This window comes from Vibrio chemaguriensis (genome assembly GCF_012275705.1).
GTDB classification, from domain to species: Bacteria; Pseudomonadota; Gammaproteobacteria; order Enterobacterales; family Vibrionaceae; genus Vibrio; species Vibrio diabolicus.
Window position 1 is genome coordinate 53,546 of record NZ_SHOE01000010.1, and the last position, 21,112, is coordinate 74,657.

18 protein-coding genes are annotated in these 21,112 nt (G+C 45.2%); 6 read left to right on the forward strand and 12 right to left on the reverse strand.

Annotation, left to right across the window (positions count from 1 at the left end; translation table 11 throughout):
• Positions 1-38: 38 nt before the first annotated feature.
• Positions 39-938, reverse strand: coding sequence for a LysR family transcriptional regulator (locus EX191_RS11260; protein WP_193447771.1), 900 nt, complete (start codon positions 936-938; stop codon positions 39-41).
• A gap of 162 nt (positions 939-1,100) precedes the next feature.
• Here EX191_RS11260 and EX191_RS11265 point away from each other — a divergent pair, with 162 nt between their 5' ends.
• Both EX191_RS11265 and lldD read left to right on the forward strand, forming a co-directional pair.
• Positions 1,101-2,792, forward strand: coding sequence for an L-lactate permease (locus EX191_RS11265; RefSeq protein WP_006741952.1), 1,692 nt, complete (start codon positions 1,101-1,103; stop codon positions 2,790-2,792).
• 315 nt (positions 2,793-3,107) lie between these two features.
• The gene (gene lldD / locus EX191_RS11270) at positions 3,108-4,247 is read left to right on the forward strand and encodes an FMN-dependent L-lactate dehydrogenase LldD (RefSeq protein ID WP_005383962.1); all 1,140 of its coding nucleotides are present in this window, start codon (positions 3,108-3,110) and stop codon (positions 4,245-4,247) included.
• A gap of 90 nt (positions 4,248-4,337) precedes the next feature.
• Here the strand turns inward: lldD and EX191_RS11275 are convergent, their stop codons facing one another.
• Complete coding sequence (locus EX191_RS11275) at positions 4,338-4,685, reverse strand: helix-turn-helix domain-containing protein (protein ID WP_005375109.1); 348 nt, start codon at positions 4,683-4,685, stop codon at positions 4,338-4,340.
• Between the two features lie 300 nt (positions 4,686-4,985).
• Between EX191_RS11275 and EX191_RS11280 the strand changes: the two genes are divergently transcribed.
• Entirely contained in the window at positions 4,986-6,089 is a 1,104-nt protein-coding gene (locus EX191_RS11280; protein WP_046875767.1) for a mechanosensitive ion channel family protein, read from the forward strand.
• Positions 6,090-6,160: 71 nt separating this feature from the next.
• On the opposite strand, the gene EX191_RS11285 is transcribed toward EX191_RS11280, so the two are convergent.
• The 6 genes from EX191_RS11285 to EX191_RS11310 all read right to left on the reverse strand — a co-directional run bounded on the left by EX191_RS11285 (position 6,161) and on the right by EX191_RS11310 (position 14,487).
• On the reverse strand, positions 6,161-6,880 hold the full coding sequence (locus EX191_RS11285; protein ID WP_104972908.1) for a carbonic anhydrase: 720 nt from the start codon (positions 6,878-6,880) through the stop codon (positions 6,161-6,163).
• Positions 6,881-7,273: 393 nt separating this feature from the next.
• Entirely contained in the window at positions 7,274-8,305 is a 1,032-nt protein-coding gene (tdh, locus tag EX191_RS11290) for an L-threonine 3-dehydrogenase (RefSeq protein ID WP_005394871.1), read from the reverse strand.
• 44 nt (positions 8,306-8,349) lie between these two features.
• Entirely contained in the window at positions 8,350-9,543 is a 1,194-nt protein-coding gene (locus EX191_RS11295; RefSeq protein WP_005394869.1) for a glycine C-acetyltransferase, read from the reverse strand.
• A 212-nt stretch (positions 9,544-9,755) separates the two neighbouring features.
• Positions 9,756-12,086, reverse strand: coding sequence for a putative bifunctional diguanylate cyclase/phosphodiesterase (locus EX191_RS11300; protein ID WP_193447772.1), 2,331 nt, complete (start codon positions 12,084-12,086; stop codon positions 9,756-9,758).
• Positions 12,083-13,015: a transporter substrate-binding domain-containing protein gene (locus tag EX191_RS11305; RefSeq protein ID WP_193447773.1), complete on the reverse strand. Its 933-nt coding sequence runs from the start codon at positions 13,013-13,015 to the stop codon at positions 12,083-12,085. The genes EX191_RS11300 and EX191_RS11305 overlap by 4 nt, the downstream gene beginning before the upstream one ends.
• 62 nt (positions 13,016-13,077) lie before the next feature.
• The gene (locus EX191_RS11310) at positions 13,078-14,487 is read right to left on the reverse strand and encodes an aminotransferase class V-fold PLP-dependent enzyme (protein WP_085342558.1); all 1,410 of its coding nucleotides are present in this window, start codon (positions 14,485-14,487) and stop codon (positions 13,078-13,080) included.
• Positions 14,488-15,028: 541 nt separating this feature from the next.
• On the opposite strand from EX191_RS11310, the gene EX191_RS11315 reads away from it, so the two are divergent.
• Positions 15,029-15,544, forward strand: coding sequence for a superoxide dismutase family protein (locus EX191_RS11315; RefSeq protein WP_167427761.1), 516 nt, complete (start codon positions 15,029-15,031; stop codon positions 15,542-15,544).
• A gap of 30 nt (positions 15,545-15,574) precedes the next feature.
• Here the strand turns inward: EX191_RS11315 and EX191_RS11320 are convergent, their stop codons facing one another.
• From EX191_RS11320 to EX191_RS11335, 4 genes are all read right to left on the reverse strand, one after another.
• Entirely contained in the window at positions 15,575-16,948 is a 1,374-nt protein-coding gene (locus EX191_RS11320; RefSeq protein ID WP_193447774.1) for a sensor histidine kinase, read from the reverse strand.
• A gap of 115 nt (positions 16,949-17,063) precedes the next feature.
• Complete coding sequence (locus EX191_RS11325; RefSeq protein WP_193447775.1) at positions 17,064-17,795, reverse strand: response regulator transcription factor; 732 nt, start codon at positions 17,793-17,795, stop codon at positions 17,064-17,066.
• Positions 17,796-17,941: 146 nt separating this feature from the next.
• Positions 17,942-18,637, reverse strand: a complete 696-nt coding sequence (locus EX191_RS11330) for a spondin domain-containing protein (RefSeq protein ID WP_193447776.1) — start codon at positions 18,635-18,637, stop codon at positions 17,942-17,944.
• Between the two features lie 9 nt (positions 18,638-18,646).
• Entirely contained in the window at positions 18,647-19,330 is a 684-nt protein-coding gene (locus tag EX191_RS11335) for a spondin domain-containing protein (RefSeq protein WP_193447777.1), read from the reverse strand.
• Positions 19,331-19,618: 288 nt separating this feature from the next.
• Between EX191_RS11335 and EX191_RS11340 the strand changes: the two genes are divergently transcribed.
• Both EX191_RS11340 and EX191_RS11345 read left to right on the forward strand, forming a co-directional pair.
• Positions 19,619-20,092 carry a hypothetical protein gene (locus EX191_RS11340; RefSeq protein ID WP_053808288.1) on the forward strand — a complete coding sequence of 158 codons (474 nt, stop codon included), beginning with the start codon at positions 19,619-19,621 and terminating at the stop codon, positions 20,090-20,092.
• A gap of 77 nt (positions 20,093-20,169) precedes the next feature.
• Positions 20,170-21,099 (forward strand): LysR family transcriptional regulator, encoded by a 930-nt coding sequence (locus EX191_RS11345; RefSeq protein WP_048625391.1) that lies wholly within the window; start codon positions 20,170-20,172, stop codon positions 21,097-21,099.
• Positions 21,100-21,112 lie beyond the last annotated feature (13 nt).

Consider the following 21,112-nt stretch of genomic DNA (forward strand, 5'->3'; position numbering starts at 1 on the left):
ATTGATTTCAACGACATTGTTTTAAATCTATGAAGAACCTAGAAATAATGAGATATCGTTAAGTAACGATCACGAATGTGCTCAATAAGCAGTTTCACTTTATTCGGTGGTTGACGAGTAAACGGGTACACCGCATAGATACCCAACTTTTTACCCACTAGTTCAGGAAAAATATCCACCAGTTGACCATTGCGAATATCGTGATACACCAAGCATCGCGGGACGTAAGCTATACCATGACCGCCCAGAGCGGCTTTACGTAATGCGGTCGCGTTATCAGTAGAAAAGCAGCCCGATACTTTGATGATGTAATTTCCGTCTTCGCCTTTAAACTCCCAATCTGTTGCACCTGTGGTTTGGTAAGCGTATTGCAGACAATTGTGCGTGGTGAGATCAATAGGCTCGATCGGCTTCCCATTTTTAGCGATATATGAGGGGGACGCGCACACCACCCATTGAGAATCGAGAATATGTCGAGCAATTAAGCTGGAGTCGGCTAGGTAACCGGTTCGAATGACTAAATCGTAACCATCAGCCACTAAATCGACAAAGCGATTATCCAATGACATGTCCACGGTCAGGCCCGGATGAAGGTTACAAAATTCGGCAACAGCATCAGCAAGTATCAAATCTCCAGAGATACACGGCACGGACATTTTTATGTGACCGCTCACATTCTCTCCAAAGCCTGCAACAGCGTCCATAGCCTCCTGAGTGGCCTGCTTCACATTTTTAGCACTGTGGAGTAACACCTTACCTGCTTCGGTTAAGGTCAATTTACGCGTTGTTCGATATAATAGCTGCGCCCCTATCTCTTCCTCCAACCTTGCCATTCTTTTGCTAACTACCGAATTTGTAAGGTTATTTGCCTCTGCAACCTTACTAAAACTGCCCAGTTCGATTACTTGAGAAAATAGGATTAAGTCGTCTGCTCTCATACGATTATGTCACTTTTGGAATTAATTATTTTCATTATTTCCCTATATCAACAAAAAATAAAGGAGTAAATTCACGCCAAATTAACAAAACCATTACAACAAAAAGTCACCTCTACAGCGGATTGACACCGTTCGAGAAGTCAGCGTACGAAGGATGTACAAATGAGTGAAACCCTACTTGCCCTAGTGGCATTTTCGCCAATTGTTGTTGCCGCCATCTTATTGGTTGGTCTCAACTGGCCTGCTAAAAAAGCCATGCCTGTTGCGTTCGGTTTAACCGTCGCTATTGCCCTAATGTTTTGGGATATGTCAGCCAATCGCGTACTGGCTTCTGTATTCCAAGGGCTAGGCATTACTGTCTCTGTTCTATGGATCGTGTTTGGTGCCATCTTCTTGCTCAACACTTTAAAACACACTGGAGCGATCACCACTATCCGTAATGGATTTACCGATATTTCAGCTGACCGCCGTGTGCAAGCCATCATCATTGCTTGGTGTTTTGGCTCATTCATTGAAGGCGCATCAGGGTTCGGTACCCCGGCAGCAATTGCTGCGCCACTACTGGTTGCAATCGGCTTCCCTGCGCTAGCCGCTGTCCTAATGGGCATGATGATTCAGTCAACGCCTGTTTCATTCGGTGCGGTGGGTACGCCAATCATCGTGGGTGTAAACAAAGGTTTAGACACCCATAACATCAGTGAGTCTTTGGCTGCACAAGGCGCAACATGGGAAATGTACCTGCAAGATATCACCGCGCACGTTGCTGTGATTCACGCTGTTGTAGGTACGATGATCCCTGTATTAATGGCGATGATGTTAACACGTTTCTTCGGCAAGAACAGAAGCTGGAGTGAAGGTCTGGATATTCTACCATTTGCTTTATTCGCAGGCGTCTCTTTCACTGTGCCATACGCGTTAACCGGTGTGTTCTTGGGCGCAGAATTCCCTTCACTAATCGGTGGTTTGGTTGGTCTTTCTATTGTTGTTACCGCAGCGAAAAAAGGCTTCTTAGTACCAAAGACTAAGTGGGATTTCGAAAGCGAAGACAAATGGCCTGCTGAATGGCTGGGCTCGCTAAAAGTCGATCTAAACGACAATCCAGGCAAACCAATGAGCATCGTAAAAGCTTGGGTACCATATGTAATGCTGGCAGTAATTCTAGTCGCAAGCCGCGTAAGTCCGGAACTGAAAGGCTTTGTACAAAGCGTAAGTTTGTCGTTCAGCAATATTCTTGGTGAGACTGGTGTGAGCGCCGCTATTCAGCCGTTGTACCTGCCAGGCGGCATTCTGGTGTTTGTCGCACTGCTTGCCGCAATGCTACAAAGTGGCAGCGCAAAACCATTGCGTGAAGCGTTTGGCGAGTCAAGCAAAACACTGATTGGTGCGGGGTTTGTCTTGGTATTTACCATCCCGATGGTCCGTATCTTCATCAACTCTGGTATTAACGGCGCAGACCTAGCAAGCATGCCGGTCACAACAGCGAACTTTGCCTCTGACCTTGTCGGTTCTGCGTTCCCAGCACTAAGTGCCACCGTTGGTGCGCTGGGTGCGTTCATCGCTGGCTCAAATACGGTTTCAAACATGATGTTCAGCCAGTTCCAATTCGAAGTGGCACAAACACTGTCTATTTCGAGTGTGATTGTTGTGTCGCTTCAAGCCGTTGGTGCTGCCGCAGGTAACATGATTGCGATTCACAACGTTGTTGCCGCATCAGCCACCGTAGGCTTACTTGGCCGTGAAGGCGCAACATTACGTAAGACTATTATCCCTACGTTCTACTACATTGTAATGACGGGCATTATTGGTTTGGTGTTGATTTACGGCCTCCAAATGACGGATGTCTTGATGAAGTAACGCGAAACGCAGGGTTTGTAGCCCTGCCTAATTTGACACAGCTGTCAGCACTACTACCCCGACATGTTGATTTAGCTTGCTACATCAATCCCCCCGGCAGCTGTGTCATCCTTTCCAATTTGTATAACTGATTGAGTGATTTAACAAAATTTTTCAATCAATTATGTAAATGAGTTACCAACATCACCAGTTCAAACGTAAGTGAACAATAGGTAACTATACTCATTTTGATGCCTTCACTGCTTTGCGATGAAGGCTCAACGAAAGAGCAAATTGCTCCACAACTTTGCTTAGAATAACCGCTAGGACACCATTATGATTATCTCAGCTTCTACTGACTACCGCGCTGCCGCGAAAGCCAAGCTTCCCCCGTTTCTATTCCATTATATTGATGGCGGCTCTTACGACGAACGCACGCTGAAGCGTAATACTGACGATTTGGGTGATGTCGCTCTTCGCCAACGCGTCCTACGCGATATGACAGATTTGAGCCTAGAAACCGAGATCTTCGGTGAGAAACTGGCAATGCCAATCGCGCTAGCTCCTGTTGGTCTAACTGGTATGTACGCGCGCCGAGGCGAAGTGCAAGCAGCAAAAGCGGCCGAGAAGAAAGGCATCCCGTTTACTATGTCGACCGTTTCGGTTTGTCCTATTGAAGAAGTCGCACCTGCAATTGAACGTCCAATGTGGTTCCAGCTTTACGTGCTTAAAGACCGTGGCTTTATGAAGAACGTGCTTGAGCGTGCAAAAGCAGCGGGCGTCACAACGCTGGTGTTTACCGTTGATATGCCAGTTCCTGGCGCGCGTTACCGTGACATGCACTCAGGTATGAGTGGCCCTAACGCAGCCATGCGTCGTGTATTCCAGGCGATGCGCCACCCAAGCTGGGCACTGGATGTGGGTCTACTTGGTAAACCGCACGACTTAGGTAACATCTCAACGTATCGCGGCGAACCAACAAAACTAGAAGATTACATCGGCTGGTTAGGCGCAAACTTCGACCCGTCTATCTCCTGGAAAGATCTTGAGTGGATTCGTGACTTTTGGGATGGCCCTATGGTCATCAAAGGCATCCTCGACGAAGAAGACGCCAAAGATGCGGTACGTTTCGGCGCGGATGGCATTGTGGTGTCTAACCATGGTGGTCGTCAGTTAGATGGCGTACTTTCAAGTGCTAAAGCACTACCAAGCATTGCAGATGCGGTAAAAGGCGATCTTAAGATCTTTGTTGACTCAGGTATCCGTACTGGTCTTGATGTGGTTCGTATGCTCGCGCTGGGCGCTGACTGCACACTGCTTGGTCGTTCATTTGTGTACGCATTGGCTGCACAAGGCGGCGCAGGCGTTGAAAACCTACTGGATCTGTACGACAAAGAAATGCGTGTAGCTATGACGCTTACTGGCGCGAAGTCTATCGCGGATCTTTCTCGCGATTCGCTAGTGAAAATCCCATAATCTTTGCAAGCGAGCAAAACAGAAACGAAAAAACGAGCCACTGTTGGCTCGTTTTTTATTGCTCTTCAACCCGATAATTTGACGAGCAAGCTAGCTTACTTGGTGAACGTACTCGATCACGACTTGGTTTCCGTCGATAAACACGTTACTGATATCGCCATCCACCGTCACACGATTTTGTAAATAAACCGTACCAGATGCAGATAGATCACGCTCCGTCAAAGACGGAATCACCTGACCAGGACGTACATGTAGCTGCTCGCATAGCTGTTTTACAAAACCTAGCGTCAGTGGAGAATTACCACGTAACAAGCCAGAAAACTCGTGTAGACTCAAACCAAGGCGCTTCGCCATTTCCATTTGAGTGATGTGCATTTTGGCTTTTTGTGACATCCAGATGTCGTAGAGCGCGTTTCGATCCAGCTCTGTAAATTCCATATCTGCCTCCGCTAATTCAAGAGCCAATACACTCTCACACTTACTTAAGATAAATGTTAGCGATAAGTCAGAGAAGTTATAATTGATCGTTCAAATATCAACGCATATCGGAGATGATGAAGCTCCGCGCACGAATGGAACGGCGGCTCATCACCCAGTTTCGACCACTCACTTTTCACCTCACGAACTAGCCTACCTCAGGCGATTTAAACATAAGTAAATGATTTAAAGGAAATCACTGGGGTGAAGGAGTAATATCTGCTACCTTTCCTTCCATGGTTCACTAGAAAGAAGTTACATATGTCACAGTGGTTTACCGATTTGCAAAGCTATATTGAAACATCTCATCAAGATTGGAGTGGGAGTGTCCTTTTCATTACACTCGCCAGCTTTATTGCTTGGATAGCTTGGCGACTGATCCGCTCTCGTCTCGCAGTACTAGTAGAGAAAACCCCTTTCCACTGGGATGACATGTTGCTTGACGCGCTAAAAGCGCCAGTCAGTACACTCATTTGGTGTTGGCCTGCAACCGTCTCTATCGGCATTATATTAGAGAGCGAGCTCAACGATAAAATAAACTGGTTAAGCACGCTGAAACTGATTTTGGTGATCAGTATCTTCGTCTGGACCGTTATGCGACTCATCACCAATGTTGAAGAGTACGTCCTAGAACAAAAAAACCGAGATGAAACCACAGTGCAAGCGATAGCTAAAGTCGCGCGCTTGTTCTTTATTACCGTCGGAATTCTCACTGTGATGCAGGCGTTTGGCTTGTCACTGTCAGGATTGCTCACCTTTGGTGGTGTCGGTGGTTTAATCGTTGGTTTAGCGGCGAAAGATCTGCTGTCGAACTTCTTTGGTGGCCTTATGATCTACTTCGATCGTCCGTTTAAAGTTGGCGACTGGATCCGCTCTCCAGATCGCCAAATTGAAGGTACGGTAGAGCGAATTGGCTGGAGAATGACCATCATACGAACTTTCGACAAGCGCCCTCTTTATGTGCCAAACTCTGTGTTTAGCAACATAGTCGTAGAAAACCCATCTCGCATGCTAAACCGACGCATCTACGAAAAAATTGGACTTCGTTACGACGACGCCGAAAAAATGCCGCAAATCATTACAGCGGTGAAAGAGATGCTTAAGAATCACAAAGATATTGATGCACGCCAAACGCTTATCGTCAACTTCGATACGTTCGGTCCATCGTCACTGCATTTCTTCATTTATACCTTCACAAAAACCGTGAATTGGGTGAGATACCATGAGGTTAAACAGGATGTTCTTCTTCAAGTAATTAACATCATTAAAGAACACGAAGCAGATATCGCCTTCCCAACTCAAACACTCAAGCTCGACCCAGTTCAAATGATAAAAGCTGAGGAGCAAGAAGATCACGGCTTCTAATTTCCATTAATACCAATAACAAAGCCCGCTTTATTCAAGCGGGCTTTTTCATTTTTATTTGCTTGGATTGGTTAGTGTTGCATTAACACCATACGAGCATTCAATGGTTGGATGGGACGATTGTTTTTCCCCATCACTTTCGTAAACGCTTTAATCTGCTCAGGGGAAATGGTTTGTGCTTCTTTCATCACTAACCAACGTACCCCTTCAGAGCATGGTGGTGTCGTTAGTGAGCCATTAAAGCGATAATACGCTTTGTCTTTTGGAAGCAACGCATCCGCTTCAAATGGCAATTTAATCTCTACACCTTGATCTTTACTTGGTATGTTTGCCAGTAACTTCGCTAAATCTGGGTTCGCTTTTCCGGATTGAAAAAACACGGCCACAACCGCCAAATGGCCAGTTGTATCAGCATGCACAAAGTGCGCTTCTAAAGGGTATTCTTTGCCATCCACATGGTTTTCTGACGGGGTATGGAAGTGGAACTGCTTTAACGTGAATGCATTGCCATCAATCAACAGTGTGTTGTCACCCTCTAGGCTGGTTTGCAGGGTGTGGCCGTTATTGAGCAATGAGATTGCTTTGCCATGGTAGTCGAACTGCAATTTGTCTAACTTCGCTTCTGCTGCGGAGACAATATTAATTGGGCTTTGGTTTTGACCTTTGGAACATTCAGACGCAAACTCGCCCCAATGCTCAGGCCCGTGACTCCCCTCGTAACCCCAGCTTGCTGCGTAAGCTGTTCCTGTAAATACCAACGCCAAACCTAGTGCTGCCAGTGACTTCTTCATAGTTTTCCTTATTCCTTCAAGTTAAATGTTGTGAAAACAAAACCATACTAATCGCACAGAATTAAGCGGGAATAGAGTGAAAACTATGATTACAAAAGTTTTTTGGAATAGATGCCTCTAGTTATGCAATTGATATGATGCTCAAAATTGAACATCAACGATTATCGAGTCGGTATAAGTGCCAGCTGGTGGGGTGTTTTTTTGTACAAGAAAGATTTGTGGTATTGCCCTAAATCACTTGGAACTTCAGGCTGGAAATGTTGCTGTGCATGATCTAGAAAAAGACTATGGACATTTGTAAAATGAGGGCTATATGTTCTATGTTACCGCTTATGTTTACAACATATCGCTAAAAAAAACGCCCCTTTCGGAGCGCTTTCTTATTTGAGCAGATTATTCCCAATCAAGGATAACTTTGCCAGACATGCCTGAACGCATGACATCGAAGCCTTCTTGGAAGTCATCAATCTTGTAGTGGTGCGTGATAATTGGTGATAGATCCAAACCAGATTGAATCAGTGAAGCCATCTTGTACCATGTTTCGAACATTTCACGACCATAGATGCCTTTGATAACTAGGCCTTTGAAGATCACTTGGTTCCAATCAATGCCCATATCTGATGGTGGAATACCGAGTAATGCAATACGACCACCGTGGTTCATTGTGGTTAGCATTGAGTTGAATGCCGCTGGGTTACCAGACATTTCTAGGCCTACGTCAAAGCCTTCTGTCATGCCTAGTTCAGCCATTACATCTTCAAGCTTCTCTTCAGCAACATTTACTGCGCGTGTTACACCCATTTTACGAGCTAGCTCTAAACGGTACTCGTTTACGTCTGTGATAACCACATGACGAGCGCCGACGTGTTTCGCAACTGCGGCGGCCATGATGCCGATTGGGCCAGCACCAGTGATGAGCACGTCTTCACCGACTAGATCGAAAGAAAGCGCAGTGTGTACCGCGTTACCGAACGGGTCGAAGATCGATGCTAGATCGTCAGAAATCTCGTCAGGGATCTTAAACGCGTTAAATGCAGGAATCACTAGGTATTCTGCAAATGCGCCTTCACGGTTTACACCCACACCGATCGTGTTGCGACACAAGTGAGTACGACCGCCACGACAGTTACGGCAGTGACCACAAGTGATGTGACCTTCACCAGATACGCGGTCACCAATTTCAAAGCCACGAACTTCCTGACCAATCGCAACCACTTCACCCACGTATTCGTGACCGACAACCATAGGAACTGGAATTGTCTTTTGTGACCATTCGTCCCAGTTGTAGATGTGTACGTCTGTACCACAGATAGCGGTTTTCTTAATTTTGATCAGAATATCGTTATGGCCAACTTCAGGTTTATCAACCTCAGTCATCCAGATGCCTTCTTCAGGCTTTAGCTTTGATAATGCTTTAATTTTCATAATGTAACCTTAATTAAAGGCCCTATTATCTAGGACCTAGAGTCTTAAATAAGACCCATGTCCTTACCAACTTCGATGAACGCATCAATTGCACGATCTAGCTGCTCACGAGAATGCGCTGCTGACATTTGAGTACGGATACGCGCTTGGCCTTTTGGTACCACAGGGAATGAGAAGCCGATTACGTAGATGCCTTTCTCTAGTGCTCGCTCAGCAAATTCTGCTGCCACTTTCGCATCACCTAGCATGATTGGAATGATCGCATGGTCAGCGCCGCCCATTGTGAAACCAGCAGCTTCCATACGTGCGCGGAAGTGTGCTGCGTTTTCCCATAGACGGTCACGTAGGTCACCGCTCTCTTCTAGTAGATCTAGAACGCGGATAGAAGCGCTTACGATTGCTGGTGCAACAGAGTTAGAGAATAGGTATGGACGAGAACGCTGACGTAGCCAGTCGATCACTTCCGCTTTACCTGATGTGTAACCGCCTGAAGCGCCACCCATTGCTTTACCTAGCGTACCTGTAATGATGTCGATACGGTCAACCACATTGTGGTATTCGTGCGTACCTGCACCCGTTTTACCCATGAAGCCAACCGCGTGAGAGTCATCAACCATGGTCAGTGCGCCGTATTTTTCAGCTAGGTCACAAATAGCTGGAAGGTTCGCCACTACGCCGTCCATTGAGAACACGCCGTCAGTAACGATAAGAATGTGGCGTGCGCCTGCTTCTTTCGCAGCAATCAGTTGTTGCTCTAGCTCTTCCATGTTGTTATTTGAGTAACGGAAGCGCATTGCTTTACATAGACGAACACCGTCGATGATTGACGCGTGGTTTAATGCGTCTGAAATAATTGCGTCTTCTTTACCGAGAATGGTTTCAAACAGACCTGCGTTTGCATCGAAGCAAGAGGTGTAAAGAATCGTATCTTCTTTACCTAGGAACTTAGACAACTTCTGCTCAAGCTCTTTGTGGATGTCTTGAGTACCACAGATGAAACGTACTGAAGCCATACCAAAGCCGTGTTCGTCCATACCCGCTTTACCCGCTTCAATTAGCGCAGGATGGTTAGCAAGACCAAGGTAGTTGTTTGCACAGAAGTTTAATACTTCTTCACCGGTAGAGATTTTAACAGCCGCTTGCTGCTGAGACGTGATTACGCGCTCTGATTTGTAAAGACCTTCAGCCTTCACTTCTTCAATTTGCTGCTGAATCTGTTGGTAGAATGCAGAAGACATTTGAAATTCCTTCCTGGTTATTTTGGCGAGTATCTACTCGTTTAGAATTAGGTTGAGCCTTTATGTGACGGGCATCACGGGCTATCACTTATCAATTAATTGTAGTGTAATTCAAGGAAGGAAGAAGGATTATCCCTTAAGGTGGAAAAGCATTAATGAATCCAAGGCACGAATTCAATTAATGCTTTCCTATAATATTGTAATAAAAGGAGTTATAGCCCAGTTGGTTGTTTAAGTAGTGCTTCAAAGTCTTTGGCTGGTAACGGGCGGCTATAGTGGAAACCTTGCCCGAACTCACAGTTTAAGTCTTTTAGATAATCGACATGACGCTGTTCTTCAATGCCTTCAGCAACAATCTTAAGGTTCAGCGCTTTCGCCATTGCAATGATCACGTTGACGAGCTCACGATCGGAGTCGTTTTCGAACATATTTTGCATAAAGCTGCGATCAATCTTAAGGCGATCGAACGGAAATTTCTGTAAGTAACTCAACGCAGAATAGCCAGTACCAAAGTCATCGATGGTAAGCTTAGTGCCTAACGCTCTTAAGTTATTGAGCATGTCTAATAGCTCTGAGTCATGGTTAAAGAGAAGGCTCTCTGTCACCTCAATATCGAACTTATCTGATGGAAGACCAGACTCCTCAAGGCTCTTCTTAATAAACGCAAGTAAGCGATCACAATACCTAAATTGAACACTGGAGAAATTCACAGAAACAAACAGCGGCGTCAGATTTTGCCATTGCGCCGCTTGGCGGCACGCTTGCTGGATAGCGAATTCACCAATTTGATGAATCAAGCCATTTTTCTCAGCAATAGAGATAAACTCTTCAGGATTTACGAATCCGTACTTCTCATCATTCCAACGCATTAACGCTTCTGCGCCAACAATTTTACCACTGCTTAGCTCAATAATAGGTTGATAATACAACTCTAGTAATTGACTAGAGATGGCATTTCTTAGTCGATTTTCCAAATCCAAATAGCGTTGCAAGTCTTGGTTCATATTGTGGTTATAAAAGCAGAAGGCATCGCGTCCATCTTGCTTCACGCGATACATCGCCATGTCAGCACAGGCGAGGAGCTGCTCGGCATTATCTCCATCATCCGGAAATACGGACATTCCGACGCTGCTACTCAAGAAGAATTCATGATTGTTCCATACAAATGGATCGTTAAACGCCGAAAGCACGCTTGAAGCAACGCGCTTCGCGGTGTCATTATCAGGCAAGTCAGGAATCACTAATAAAAACTCATCCCCACCAATTCTCGCCAATAAGTCTGTTTTTCTCGCGACTTGATGCAGTCGTTGAGCACTAAGTTTAAGGATCTCGTCGCCAACAAAGTGACCCATTGAATCGTTAATCTGCTTAAAGTGGTCTAAATCAATAAACATGACCAATACTTTTGAACCACTACGTGACGCTCTAATCAACTCCAAAGCCAGTCTCTCAGAACCGTAGCTGCGATTAGGCAAGTTAGTCAACGTATCGTATTTAGCTTGGAAGGCGAGTTCTTTTTCAGACGCTTTTCGGCGTTCAATTTCGTTAGTTAGTTTTCGGTTCTGTTGAGAAAGTATGTCTTTTCGCTTTTTCTCTTCTTCAAGTTTAATTTTCAATTCAATTCTATTATTGTTTGTGATGAACGCATAACACAGCGCAATAACAACCATAACAGCAAGAATACTCAAACCGAGAATGAAGATCCGTGATGTGAAAATATCTCGCTCACTCAAAGGCTCAAACCAAGCCATCAATTTGAAGTGATGTTTTTCAACAGGCACTTCAAAATATATTTTTCCATCAACGGCTTCAGATATTAAATAATTCTCATCTTTATTATGAGAATACGTTTTATTTATTGTATCCCATACGACCATCTCAACGTCTTTTATTTTGAGCACCATCCGGCTATAACTGTCTTCGTGCTCTTGATTAGTGAGCTGATCAATAACAATGTTTTTATTGAGATCTGCAATTAGAAAGGCAACTGGCTTTCCAGAGAACTTGACTTGCTTAATGACTTGAATACGCACGTCGTCGTTATATCGAGTTGCACAAACCTCTTCGGGATGCCCATGTTGAGTCATTAAGGTTTGGATATCCATCTTCTGCTCTATGTTGTCTTCAGAGCCCGTCGTGACAATCGTTGTGCCATCACTTCCTACCAGTGTGAGCTTTTTATAGATTTGGCTGCTATTAATTAACTTACCATCTATCTTTTCATCGAAACGACGCTTCAAGTTAATTAAACTCGCTCCTAATCCGTACTCCATTGACATGCCAGAGGCTAAATTAGCAAAGAATGTTTGTACTGTTTTATCTGTAGATAAATTATCAACATCCTCACTGGCAATGGTAAATAAATTATCGAGTGTGCTTGCGTAACTTTTTACTTTTAAACCAAGTTCCCTATGTTGGGATTCTTTTAATTTATTTTGCCCCAAACTTGTCACAACAATAAGCATAGCTAAATAAATAGAGACTAATATTGCGCTTATTGCAATAAATTTTTTACTGGATATTTTTTTAACGGCCTTTTTCATCGGGTTTTCTTACTATCTTCTATGAAGTAATCGTTATAAAAGTAGTAAATAGATGGATAGTATTTTTTTACTAATTTTTCGTAGGTTCCATCTTTCTTTATTGAATCTAAATAACGATCAAATGCTTTGCGTAATTCCGGCGAGTTTTTCCGGAATGCAACAGCCATTTTCTGATTTTCGGATACTGGACCAATGACTTTTATTTCACCTGGCCATTTTTCTAATGCAATTAACGTATCGGCGACGTCTAGTAATGTGCTTTCCGCATCATTTTTCATTATCGCTGGCACCATCTCATTAAGAAGACGAGCCCCATCAGGCAGTATGACTTTTGCGCCTGTGTCATATAAGTCATAAAGGTTAGGGTCCAAACAAGAGTGCTCCAACGCCAACACTTCGCGACCATTAATAAGCTGCTTGACGGTTTTTACATCTTCATCAACCGAACCACTTGGTTTAATCGGACTCAGCGTGGAATCTGTTCTGGAAACTAACCAAACGCCCGACGGGAAGTAATCTTGTGAAAAGTCTAAAACTTCAGAGCGCCAGTCAAGAATGGTAACGCCATTTGCGATCAAGTCACCCTCGATTAGAACACTTTCTCCCACAACGGCTTGCTTATTATGGTATTGAACATCTTGGCCCGTCAGCTTACCGACCATATCACTCCACTGAGCTGGAACATATTGGTACTTAACGCCCAACGACTTGGCAAAGCCTTTTACTATCTCTACATCTAAGCCAGTCAAGGTTTCCACTTCACCTTGTTCAATATAAGAAACGAAGTTAGCGTACGGCACACCAATATGGCGCAACACTCCGCGATCACGGATCTGTTGTAAGTCGTCTGACCAAGCGGAAGAGGACATAACAGAGGCCGCCATAAGCGCCATCGCCGCTAAAGTTCTTTTGAATGTTTTGACTGACATAATAATATCCTTACCTTTCACAAAGCGCCCAATCATGGGCGCTTGAGTGATAAACAACGATGTTAGAACGACGAGTAATACAAATTCGTCATCGCCACCACGAGCCCTTCAACATCCTGCTCGTCATGGAACAAGTGCGTGGAGATACGGAGTGCGTAAGTATCAAAGTCATCATCTTTATGCAGCTTAAAGCTGGTTGTTCGAATGATGTAGCCATATTCTTCACGCAGACGATCTCTGAATTCAGTCAATATGTCTTCATTCGTCACATCAGAGAATGGGTTAACTGTGGTTAAGCCACTCGTTAAACCTTCCACGTTTGGTGAGTACATTTGGGCTTGTGGCAAGTACTCTTGAAGTAAGGTTTTACACAAACTACCAAGACTTAGAACACGTTCCTCAATGCGGTCACGGCCAATCTCATCCCACATTTTACAGCTATCAACTAACGCTTGTTTAGCAGGATAGTTGTCGTTCCCGATGTACTGCATCTGTAACTGCTTGCCTAAGTAATCCGCATGAGAAAGTGAAGAGTTGATCAACCACAACGGGTTATCACGATCACTCCAATACTCATTCAAGCGATTGGCGTTATCACGTACGTACAAAATACCGGTTGCGCCAGGACCACACTGCCATTTGTGGCCAGAACCTGCATAGAAATCACAATCCATATCATGGAAATCGAGGTCAAACATACCGACAGTATGCGCTCCATCTACAAGCGTAGGCACACCATATTCTCTCGCTAAAGCACAAATGGCTTTGGCTGGTAACGCCGTTCCCGTTTTATAGGTGATATGAGAGAACATGATGAGGCGAACGTTTTGATGCGCATCAAGCGCGTCGCGGAAAGCTTGGATGTAATCTTGTTCAGAAACGTCTTCAGTACCGGTAAATACTGGTAGTTGAATTTCAACAACATCGACGCCAAAACGATGTTTTGCGACGTTCATTGGTGATGTTGCAGCCATATGCTCATGGTGCGTCGTTAGAATCACATCGCCTGGTTCAAAGTGTAAACCGTTAATGATCGAACATAGACCATCAGTAGTATTGCGGCTGAGAATGATTTCTTCTGGGTTAGCACCAAAGCCAGGCGCTACTTCTTGAACCATCTCAGAGACATAAGGCCAAGAGCCAAATTTGCCCTTCATATCCCAAGGATACTTAGCCACCAACTTGTTGTTATGCTCATAATCTTGAAGAACTTGTCTTGGCATAGAACCCGTTGTGCCAATGTTCATGTAAGTCGTACGTTTATCCAAAACGAACTGTCGTTGCACTTTACGCCAAAAGCGCTTATCGTGTTTTCTACCTAGCCCGCGGCTGCTCCAATCAATTTTCTGTTCTCGTGCTTGAACTGCGCCCGAGAAAGCGGAAGCACTCACACCAGCAACAACAGCTCCTGTTGCGCCTTTCAGAAAATTACGGCGGCTGCTATTAGTCTGAATAGATTCCTTGTCTTTCATCTTTTTCAATCCTTGTCGGAAATTAGCCATATTATTAATTTTAAGTGCGTAACTATCTGTTACTAAAACATTATTACCCATTAAAACCAGAGTTTAATTTTTTCCTCTGCCATTAAGTGACTTTAGTTCCAATTTTTTATCTTATTTGATGATATAAGCAACAGTTTGACCACAAACCTATAAACAACCATATTCACATTAAAATATTCATTAAATTGATTATTTTTTATAGAAGACAATTCCGACAACTTCTTTATAAAACAATTATGAGCTTTGTTATAAAGTCATTAAAAATTTAACTTTGCGTTAATTTAAAAATATTCAGGCTATTTTTTGATTGACGTCTATTCTTTTTATATCTGAACAATCTCAATATGTTAAGTCTTAATAATGGAGAGCTGGTTTCGCAGATAGATACCAGTTTAAGACCATAGAGTGAGACACATCACTCTCTGACATAAACCCACCGCTCAACAGACATAAGGAAGAGAAGTTTTCACTAATATGTGCTTGAGCGTACAACCAAAAAGAAGGAAGTCCCATGTTAAAAGGATTGCTATGCATTTCAGTTGCTGCCACTCTCGTAGCCGCTCCTAACGTACTTGCGCAGACTGTAGCGATGAACGATCTCAACAGCAAGAAGAGCGCTGGCACCATTGAGATTTCACAAAGTGACTATGGCGTGGTATTTATGCCTCAGTTATCAGGTTTGTCATCAGGGGTGCACGGTTTCCATGTTCACACTAATCCATCGTGCGATAGCGCGGAGAAGAATGGCAAAACCGTCCTTGGCGGTGCAGCAGGTGGTCACTATGACCCCAGCAACACAGGGAAACATGGCTACCCTTGGACCGATGACAATCATTTAGGCGACCTGCCTCCACTCTACGTGGACATGGATGGTAATGCTAATCAGCCCGTTGTCGCGCCTCGCCTAAAATTATCAGATTTAAAAGGCCGAGCATTAATGATTCATGCTGGTGGTGACAATCATTCCGACCATCCTGCTAAATTAGGCGGCGGCGGTGCGCGCGTTGTATGTGGCGTTATTAAGTAGTCATTCGATAAGCCAAATTCGCGCTTCTCCTCAGGCAGCGAGAAGTGCGAATTTTTGTTGATAATCAGTGTCCGTCTCACACGTCTCTAAGTAGCTGTGGTGCAACATTAAAATTGACTGCACTATCTTTGTACCAATTCCTAATGCGCCACCGACGGCATCTTTATCAATTCGGTTGACAAAAGTGAACAGGATTCGCGACTTATCCTCACTCAAATGCGCTTGGCAATGCACTTCCGAGCCGATTGGGCTGTGGCGCAACGCATTTTCAAGCAGGTTCAATACCAACCGCTCTAAGAGTCCTTTATCACCCACAGTTTGAATCTCGCTATCGATATCCACTTTCAACACCACTTCTTTACGAGAAAACTGGCTCTGCATCGTTTCAGCACATTCTGCCATCAACGCGCCAAGATCCACGGGGCGGTACTCGTAGTTTGGCATTGGGGCTTCTTTACGGGCAGCGTCTAATAAAGAATGCAATTGAGTTGAGAGCTTCTCACAATTTCGGAACGCGACATCAATCAAAGGATCAGATTCCGGATGTTTCAAACGCCACGTTTCCAAATAACCAAGCACACTCGATAACGGCGTTTTTAAATCATGACTGAGCTGCAACAAGCTCTGACGACGATGAGAAGACTGATACTCCAACTGTAAAAACTGCTGCTGAATGTGCTTCGCCATCATCTGATAAGAGTGCGCAATCGGCACGAGCTCCGGCACTTGGTGAGTAAAGTCAGGTTGCAGGTGAAAATCATGTTCAGCTTGCTGTTGAAGTTGCTTGGTCACACGCTCAATCGGGTTCAACAGGCTACGTTTGACCAGCACATAAGCCCCGAGAGCAAAGCCTAAAATGGACACTAAGACCAATCCTGCCAGCGCGATGTAAGGGGTATCGACTTGCGCATTGGCAATGGCGTCATGTCGGGTACTGCCAATCACCACATAGAGATAACCGACCGTAGAGCCTAATTCCTCTATCGCCGCAACAGAAAACACTTTGTGTTCACCGCGATTACGAGGATCTTCGCCTAAGATGGGAAGCGGTTCGTTGTTTAAAAATTGCTGAATGGGGTTCAGATCCACCGAGTCCATAAGCTTTGCCCCATCAGGCGCAGCATGGGTGGTGATATTGCCTTGGCTATCGAGGAAATAGATTTCAAAATCAGGGCCGATCAGCATAAGGGTATGAAAGATCGACTTGAGCGCTTTAGGGTTGTAATCCGTTCCAATCATCAGCGGATTATCGTCACGCATGTGGCTGGCTAGTTCTTTATGCAGGCTTTGCTTAGTGCGTAACTCAATGGTTTCTTTTTGCCAATTGTAAGTCAGTGCAATCACCACCGCCGCAAGACAGAACCACAAGCTAGTAAATACTACCAAGCGAGATTTGAAGCTCATCCTATCGCCTCCTTAAACAGCGGTGTTTTTGAAACACCCGTGATGATTGAAAAATGACGGTGAAAACAACTGCCAACTTACTGTCTGGCTTGATGTTTTGACTTGCTTTTTTGCATTAGTGTCTTGGCTGAAACTTATACCCAACGCCCCACACGGTTTGGATGAAGTGATGATCTGAATCAGACAAAGACAATTTGCTGCGTAAACGGTTAATGGTGCTACACACCGTGTGGTGATAACCAGAATGACTGGTGTTCCATACGTGATCGAGCAATTCATCTTTACTGTAGACTCTGCCCGGACGAGTCGCGAGAAACTGCAGCAAAGTAAACTCTGTCGCGGTAAGAGTGACATCCTTGTCGTTTAGGGATACTTGGTGCAACTCCGGAATGATTCTTAGCGGACCAAAATCCATCGCTTCGTCGAGTACTTCATTTGCTACTTTGGCCTCTGCGGTTTGACTGACTCGGCGCAGCACGTTACGTACTCGCGCTTGGAACTCTAATACACTAAATGGCTTAGTGATGTAGTCATCAACGCCCGCTTCTAAACCGTCAACCTTGTCCATTTCGCCGTCTCTTGCTGTCAACATAAGCACTGGGCTCCAATCTTGTTGCTGCCGCAAATAATGGCAGATGTCTAGACCATCACCATCTGGTAAACCTCGGTCAAGGATCAATAAATCAAAGGGTTGTTGCTGGTACTGCGTTTTAGCATCGGCGACATTTGTGGCTCGCGACACTTGGTGTCCTTGAAACTTGAGATGCATCTGAACCAGTTCTGCCAAATCATCGTCATCTTCCACCAACAAGATGTTCGCGACTAAATTGATTGCCTGTTGTTCCATGGTCCTTTCCTTGCCTTCGAGTATCCTCACTTTGCACATGACCGGAACAAATTAGAAATTCTTTCAAAAAAGGTTCCGATGACGCCATGAGGGATAAAGCGCTCGGCTACAAGCGCTTTGGAAAGGAGACGTCATCGGAGCCTGTGTTACTCGACTCGAGTGATGGTGACTTTCGCACCTGGGTTCAAGAAACGATGGTTCGCAGAGAGTGCTGAGTTTGCTAATCCATCATCTTGGCTAACTACCCCCGCATGGAAGGCAACAACGTCATTACTGTCATTACGAGCGGCATTGAAGCCCTCACCGCCACCTGCTGGGCCCGGAATGGTTGCGGCAAGTTCATCGTTCAGTTCCGTGCCAGAATCCCAAACGTTCATGCTCATTTCATAGCTTTCACCTACTGCGAGCGATTTGAGCGATAGCCCCGTTTCGCCAACAAAGGCATCGTTGGTATTCACAAACATAGACGCCACAGACAAGTAACCGTAACGACGAGGGTCGACTGTGATGGTGACTTCGTCCGATGCACCCGGCAACACCAATCCATTGCCCGAAATACCTTGGTAAACACTGTCATTGCTGTTCATCAACTCAATCAGCTCGGCGTTACTACCGCCTTCGGCAAGATGCTCAAGTTCAACAGATGCAGCTTGGCCAATTTCAAACAATTGGTAGTCACCATTGTGAGTGAGTACCGCAAGCGGAGACATAGGTTGATTCGCAGTCAAGTTAGCCACGTTGACGGTGTAGCGGTACGATTTCACTACGGCGTTATCATCATCGCTTGGACAACCGGCGAGCAAGCCGACTGAAGCTGCTACTAGTAAGATTCTGACTTTCATACATCCCCCTTACTTCACAACGATTGTGATGGTTGCAACTGGGTTTAACCAACGATGGCTGCTGCTGTCTAGGTCACTGATGCCGCCAGTTGGGTCGCTATCACCAAGGTTACCCGGATGCACGTGAACTTTGTCGTTAGTTGCCGTTGCTTCAACGCCTGTGCCGCCAGTACCAAAGCTAATGAAAGGTGGGGTTGGCATGCTAGACGCAAGTTCATCGTTCGCTTCTGTACCGGCATCGTAACTTCTTAGCGTTGCTCGGTATGTACCCGCTTCCGTTGGAATCTTCCAACTATCCAGACCGACGAAACCGTCATTGGTTGGCAGCAGCATCGCGCTCAGAGAAAGATATCCGTGGTCGCCACTGTCCAAGGTGAAGGTGGTTGCAACACCCGGATTCAAAATACCACCAGCAGGGTTCTCAACCACCGCACCACCAGCGTTACCAATCACACTCGCAAGACCAGAGATATCACCACCTTCTGCCATTGCTTCTAGTTCTGGCGTTGCAGCTTGACCCGTTCTGAACATTTGAAGGTCAGAGCCATGTGCGGCAATAATAAGTGGCGTAAAGTAAATGCCTTTGGTTGCGTTGGTTACGGTGATTTCCAATTCCGCCGCATTCACTGATGCAGAGCCGAGTGCCATAGCGACTGAAGTCATGACGAGTCCGAGTTGGGTACGTTTTTTCATTGTGATTCCATCCTTTAATGAGGGTTGAACTACCCAAGCCCATGTGTACGGCTTTACTTCTTTGTTCGTGACTTGAGTAGGTTAAGCATTACGTTTCGAACGTTTTGCGTTCTTGCCTCTAAGAATGACGAGCAAATCTATCAGCAACTTCATCGAATTCTCATAAAATTCTCACAAGTTCTGTTCGAATTCTGTCAGCAGCACTTTTTTACTCTTAATCAGCTATTTACACGTCGCGCTTTCCCCTCCTACAATGCGATATTCCCTGTTTAAATCACGATTCTCACCATGATTCATAACGTTCTGTCTGCCTACTATGGCGAAATCTACGGCATCGCTTTTTTCAACCACTACTTGAGCCATTACGCCCAAAGTGAACAACAAACACTGTGGCAAACCTTGATTGAAGTGGAAGAACTCACCGCAGAAAAGCTCAAACCTGTACTGCTGACAAATGGCATGGATATCGAAAGTCGACACCAAGAGATGCTGGATAAAGGCTTGGCAGATGCAACCAAGTGGATTGGTTTACCATGGCAAGAGTTGGTGGCGACTCTTCTGAAATGGGTGGAGCCTTATGAGGTCAAATATCGAGAGTGGCATGAAGAAGTGAAAGCTTCAAAACAGTATTCAATCGCTGAGCGAGAAGCTATCGAATTGATTGCAGACCACGAAACGGCCATTTATCACTGTTGGCAGCAATACCATACTGGTGAATCTGGCTTGCCTGCACTCAATGCATTTTTGGCAAAATATCGTTAAAGCGAGACGGTGACACTTGAACCTCGTGAAACCGTACCAGACAATATCGTTATTCCGCTGCGCAGAACTGAACAATTATGGTTAATCCAAAACTCATTGCCCTACTTCCTGATCTTGCTTCGTTTATCTTGGTGGTAAACGAAGGCAGTTTTACCGCTGCAGCCAAACAACTCGGCGTGACGCCATCGGCTTTAAGTAAGTTGATCACACGGTTGGAACAAGCCCTCTCGGTCAAACTGTTTGAGCGCACGACTCGTAAGTTGATCATCACTCAAGCAGGACAAAAGGTTTACGACCAAAGCATCGCAATGGTGAATGCCGCCCAGCAAGCCGTTGAGCTATCTGCGGAAGATCATGCCGAGCCAACAGGCGCACTCACAGTTGCAGCCCCTGAAGCATTTCTTAATTCGGTTCTTCAGCCATTTGTGTTGCCATTCCTAGAGCGTTATCCAAATATTCAGCTTAAGCTGCGTGCAGCAGATGGTGAGATTGATCTTTTCCGCCAAGGTATTGATGTCGCATTTAAGCTTACCGATAAACCCGATGAGAACCTGGTACTCAAAGAGATCAGCAAGACCAATCTTGTTTTGTGTGCCTCTCCAGATTACCTCACCAAACACGGTATGCCTGAGCATCCCACTGAGCTTGAGCAGCACGACTGCATTTACCTTGCCGAGAACGACAAAGACAACATCTGGTCATTCTTTAAAGAGGAAGCCTTTCATTCCATTGCCGTGAGTGGACGCTACGCCGTCAACCACTCTCAAATGCGCTTGAACGGGGTTAAGTCTGGCTTGGGAATTGGGATCTTCCATGACTTCGTGATCAAAGACGCGTTAGAGCAAGGAGAAGTGGTGGAAGTATTGCCGGATTGGATGATCAAGAGTAACTACCACGGCGCTATCGCGATGCAGTATGCGCAAACCAAATACATGCCTGCTCGTCTGCGCGTGTTTATCGACTTCGTTAAGGAGCATTTAGTCTCCGAGGACGCTAACCATGCTTGAGGATACTAGCCAT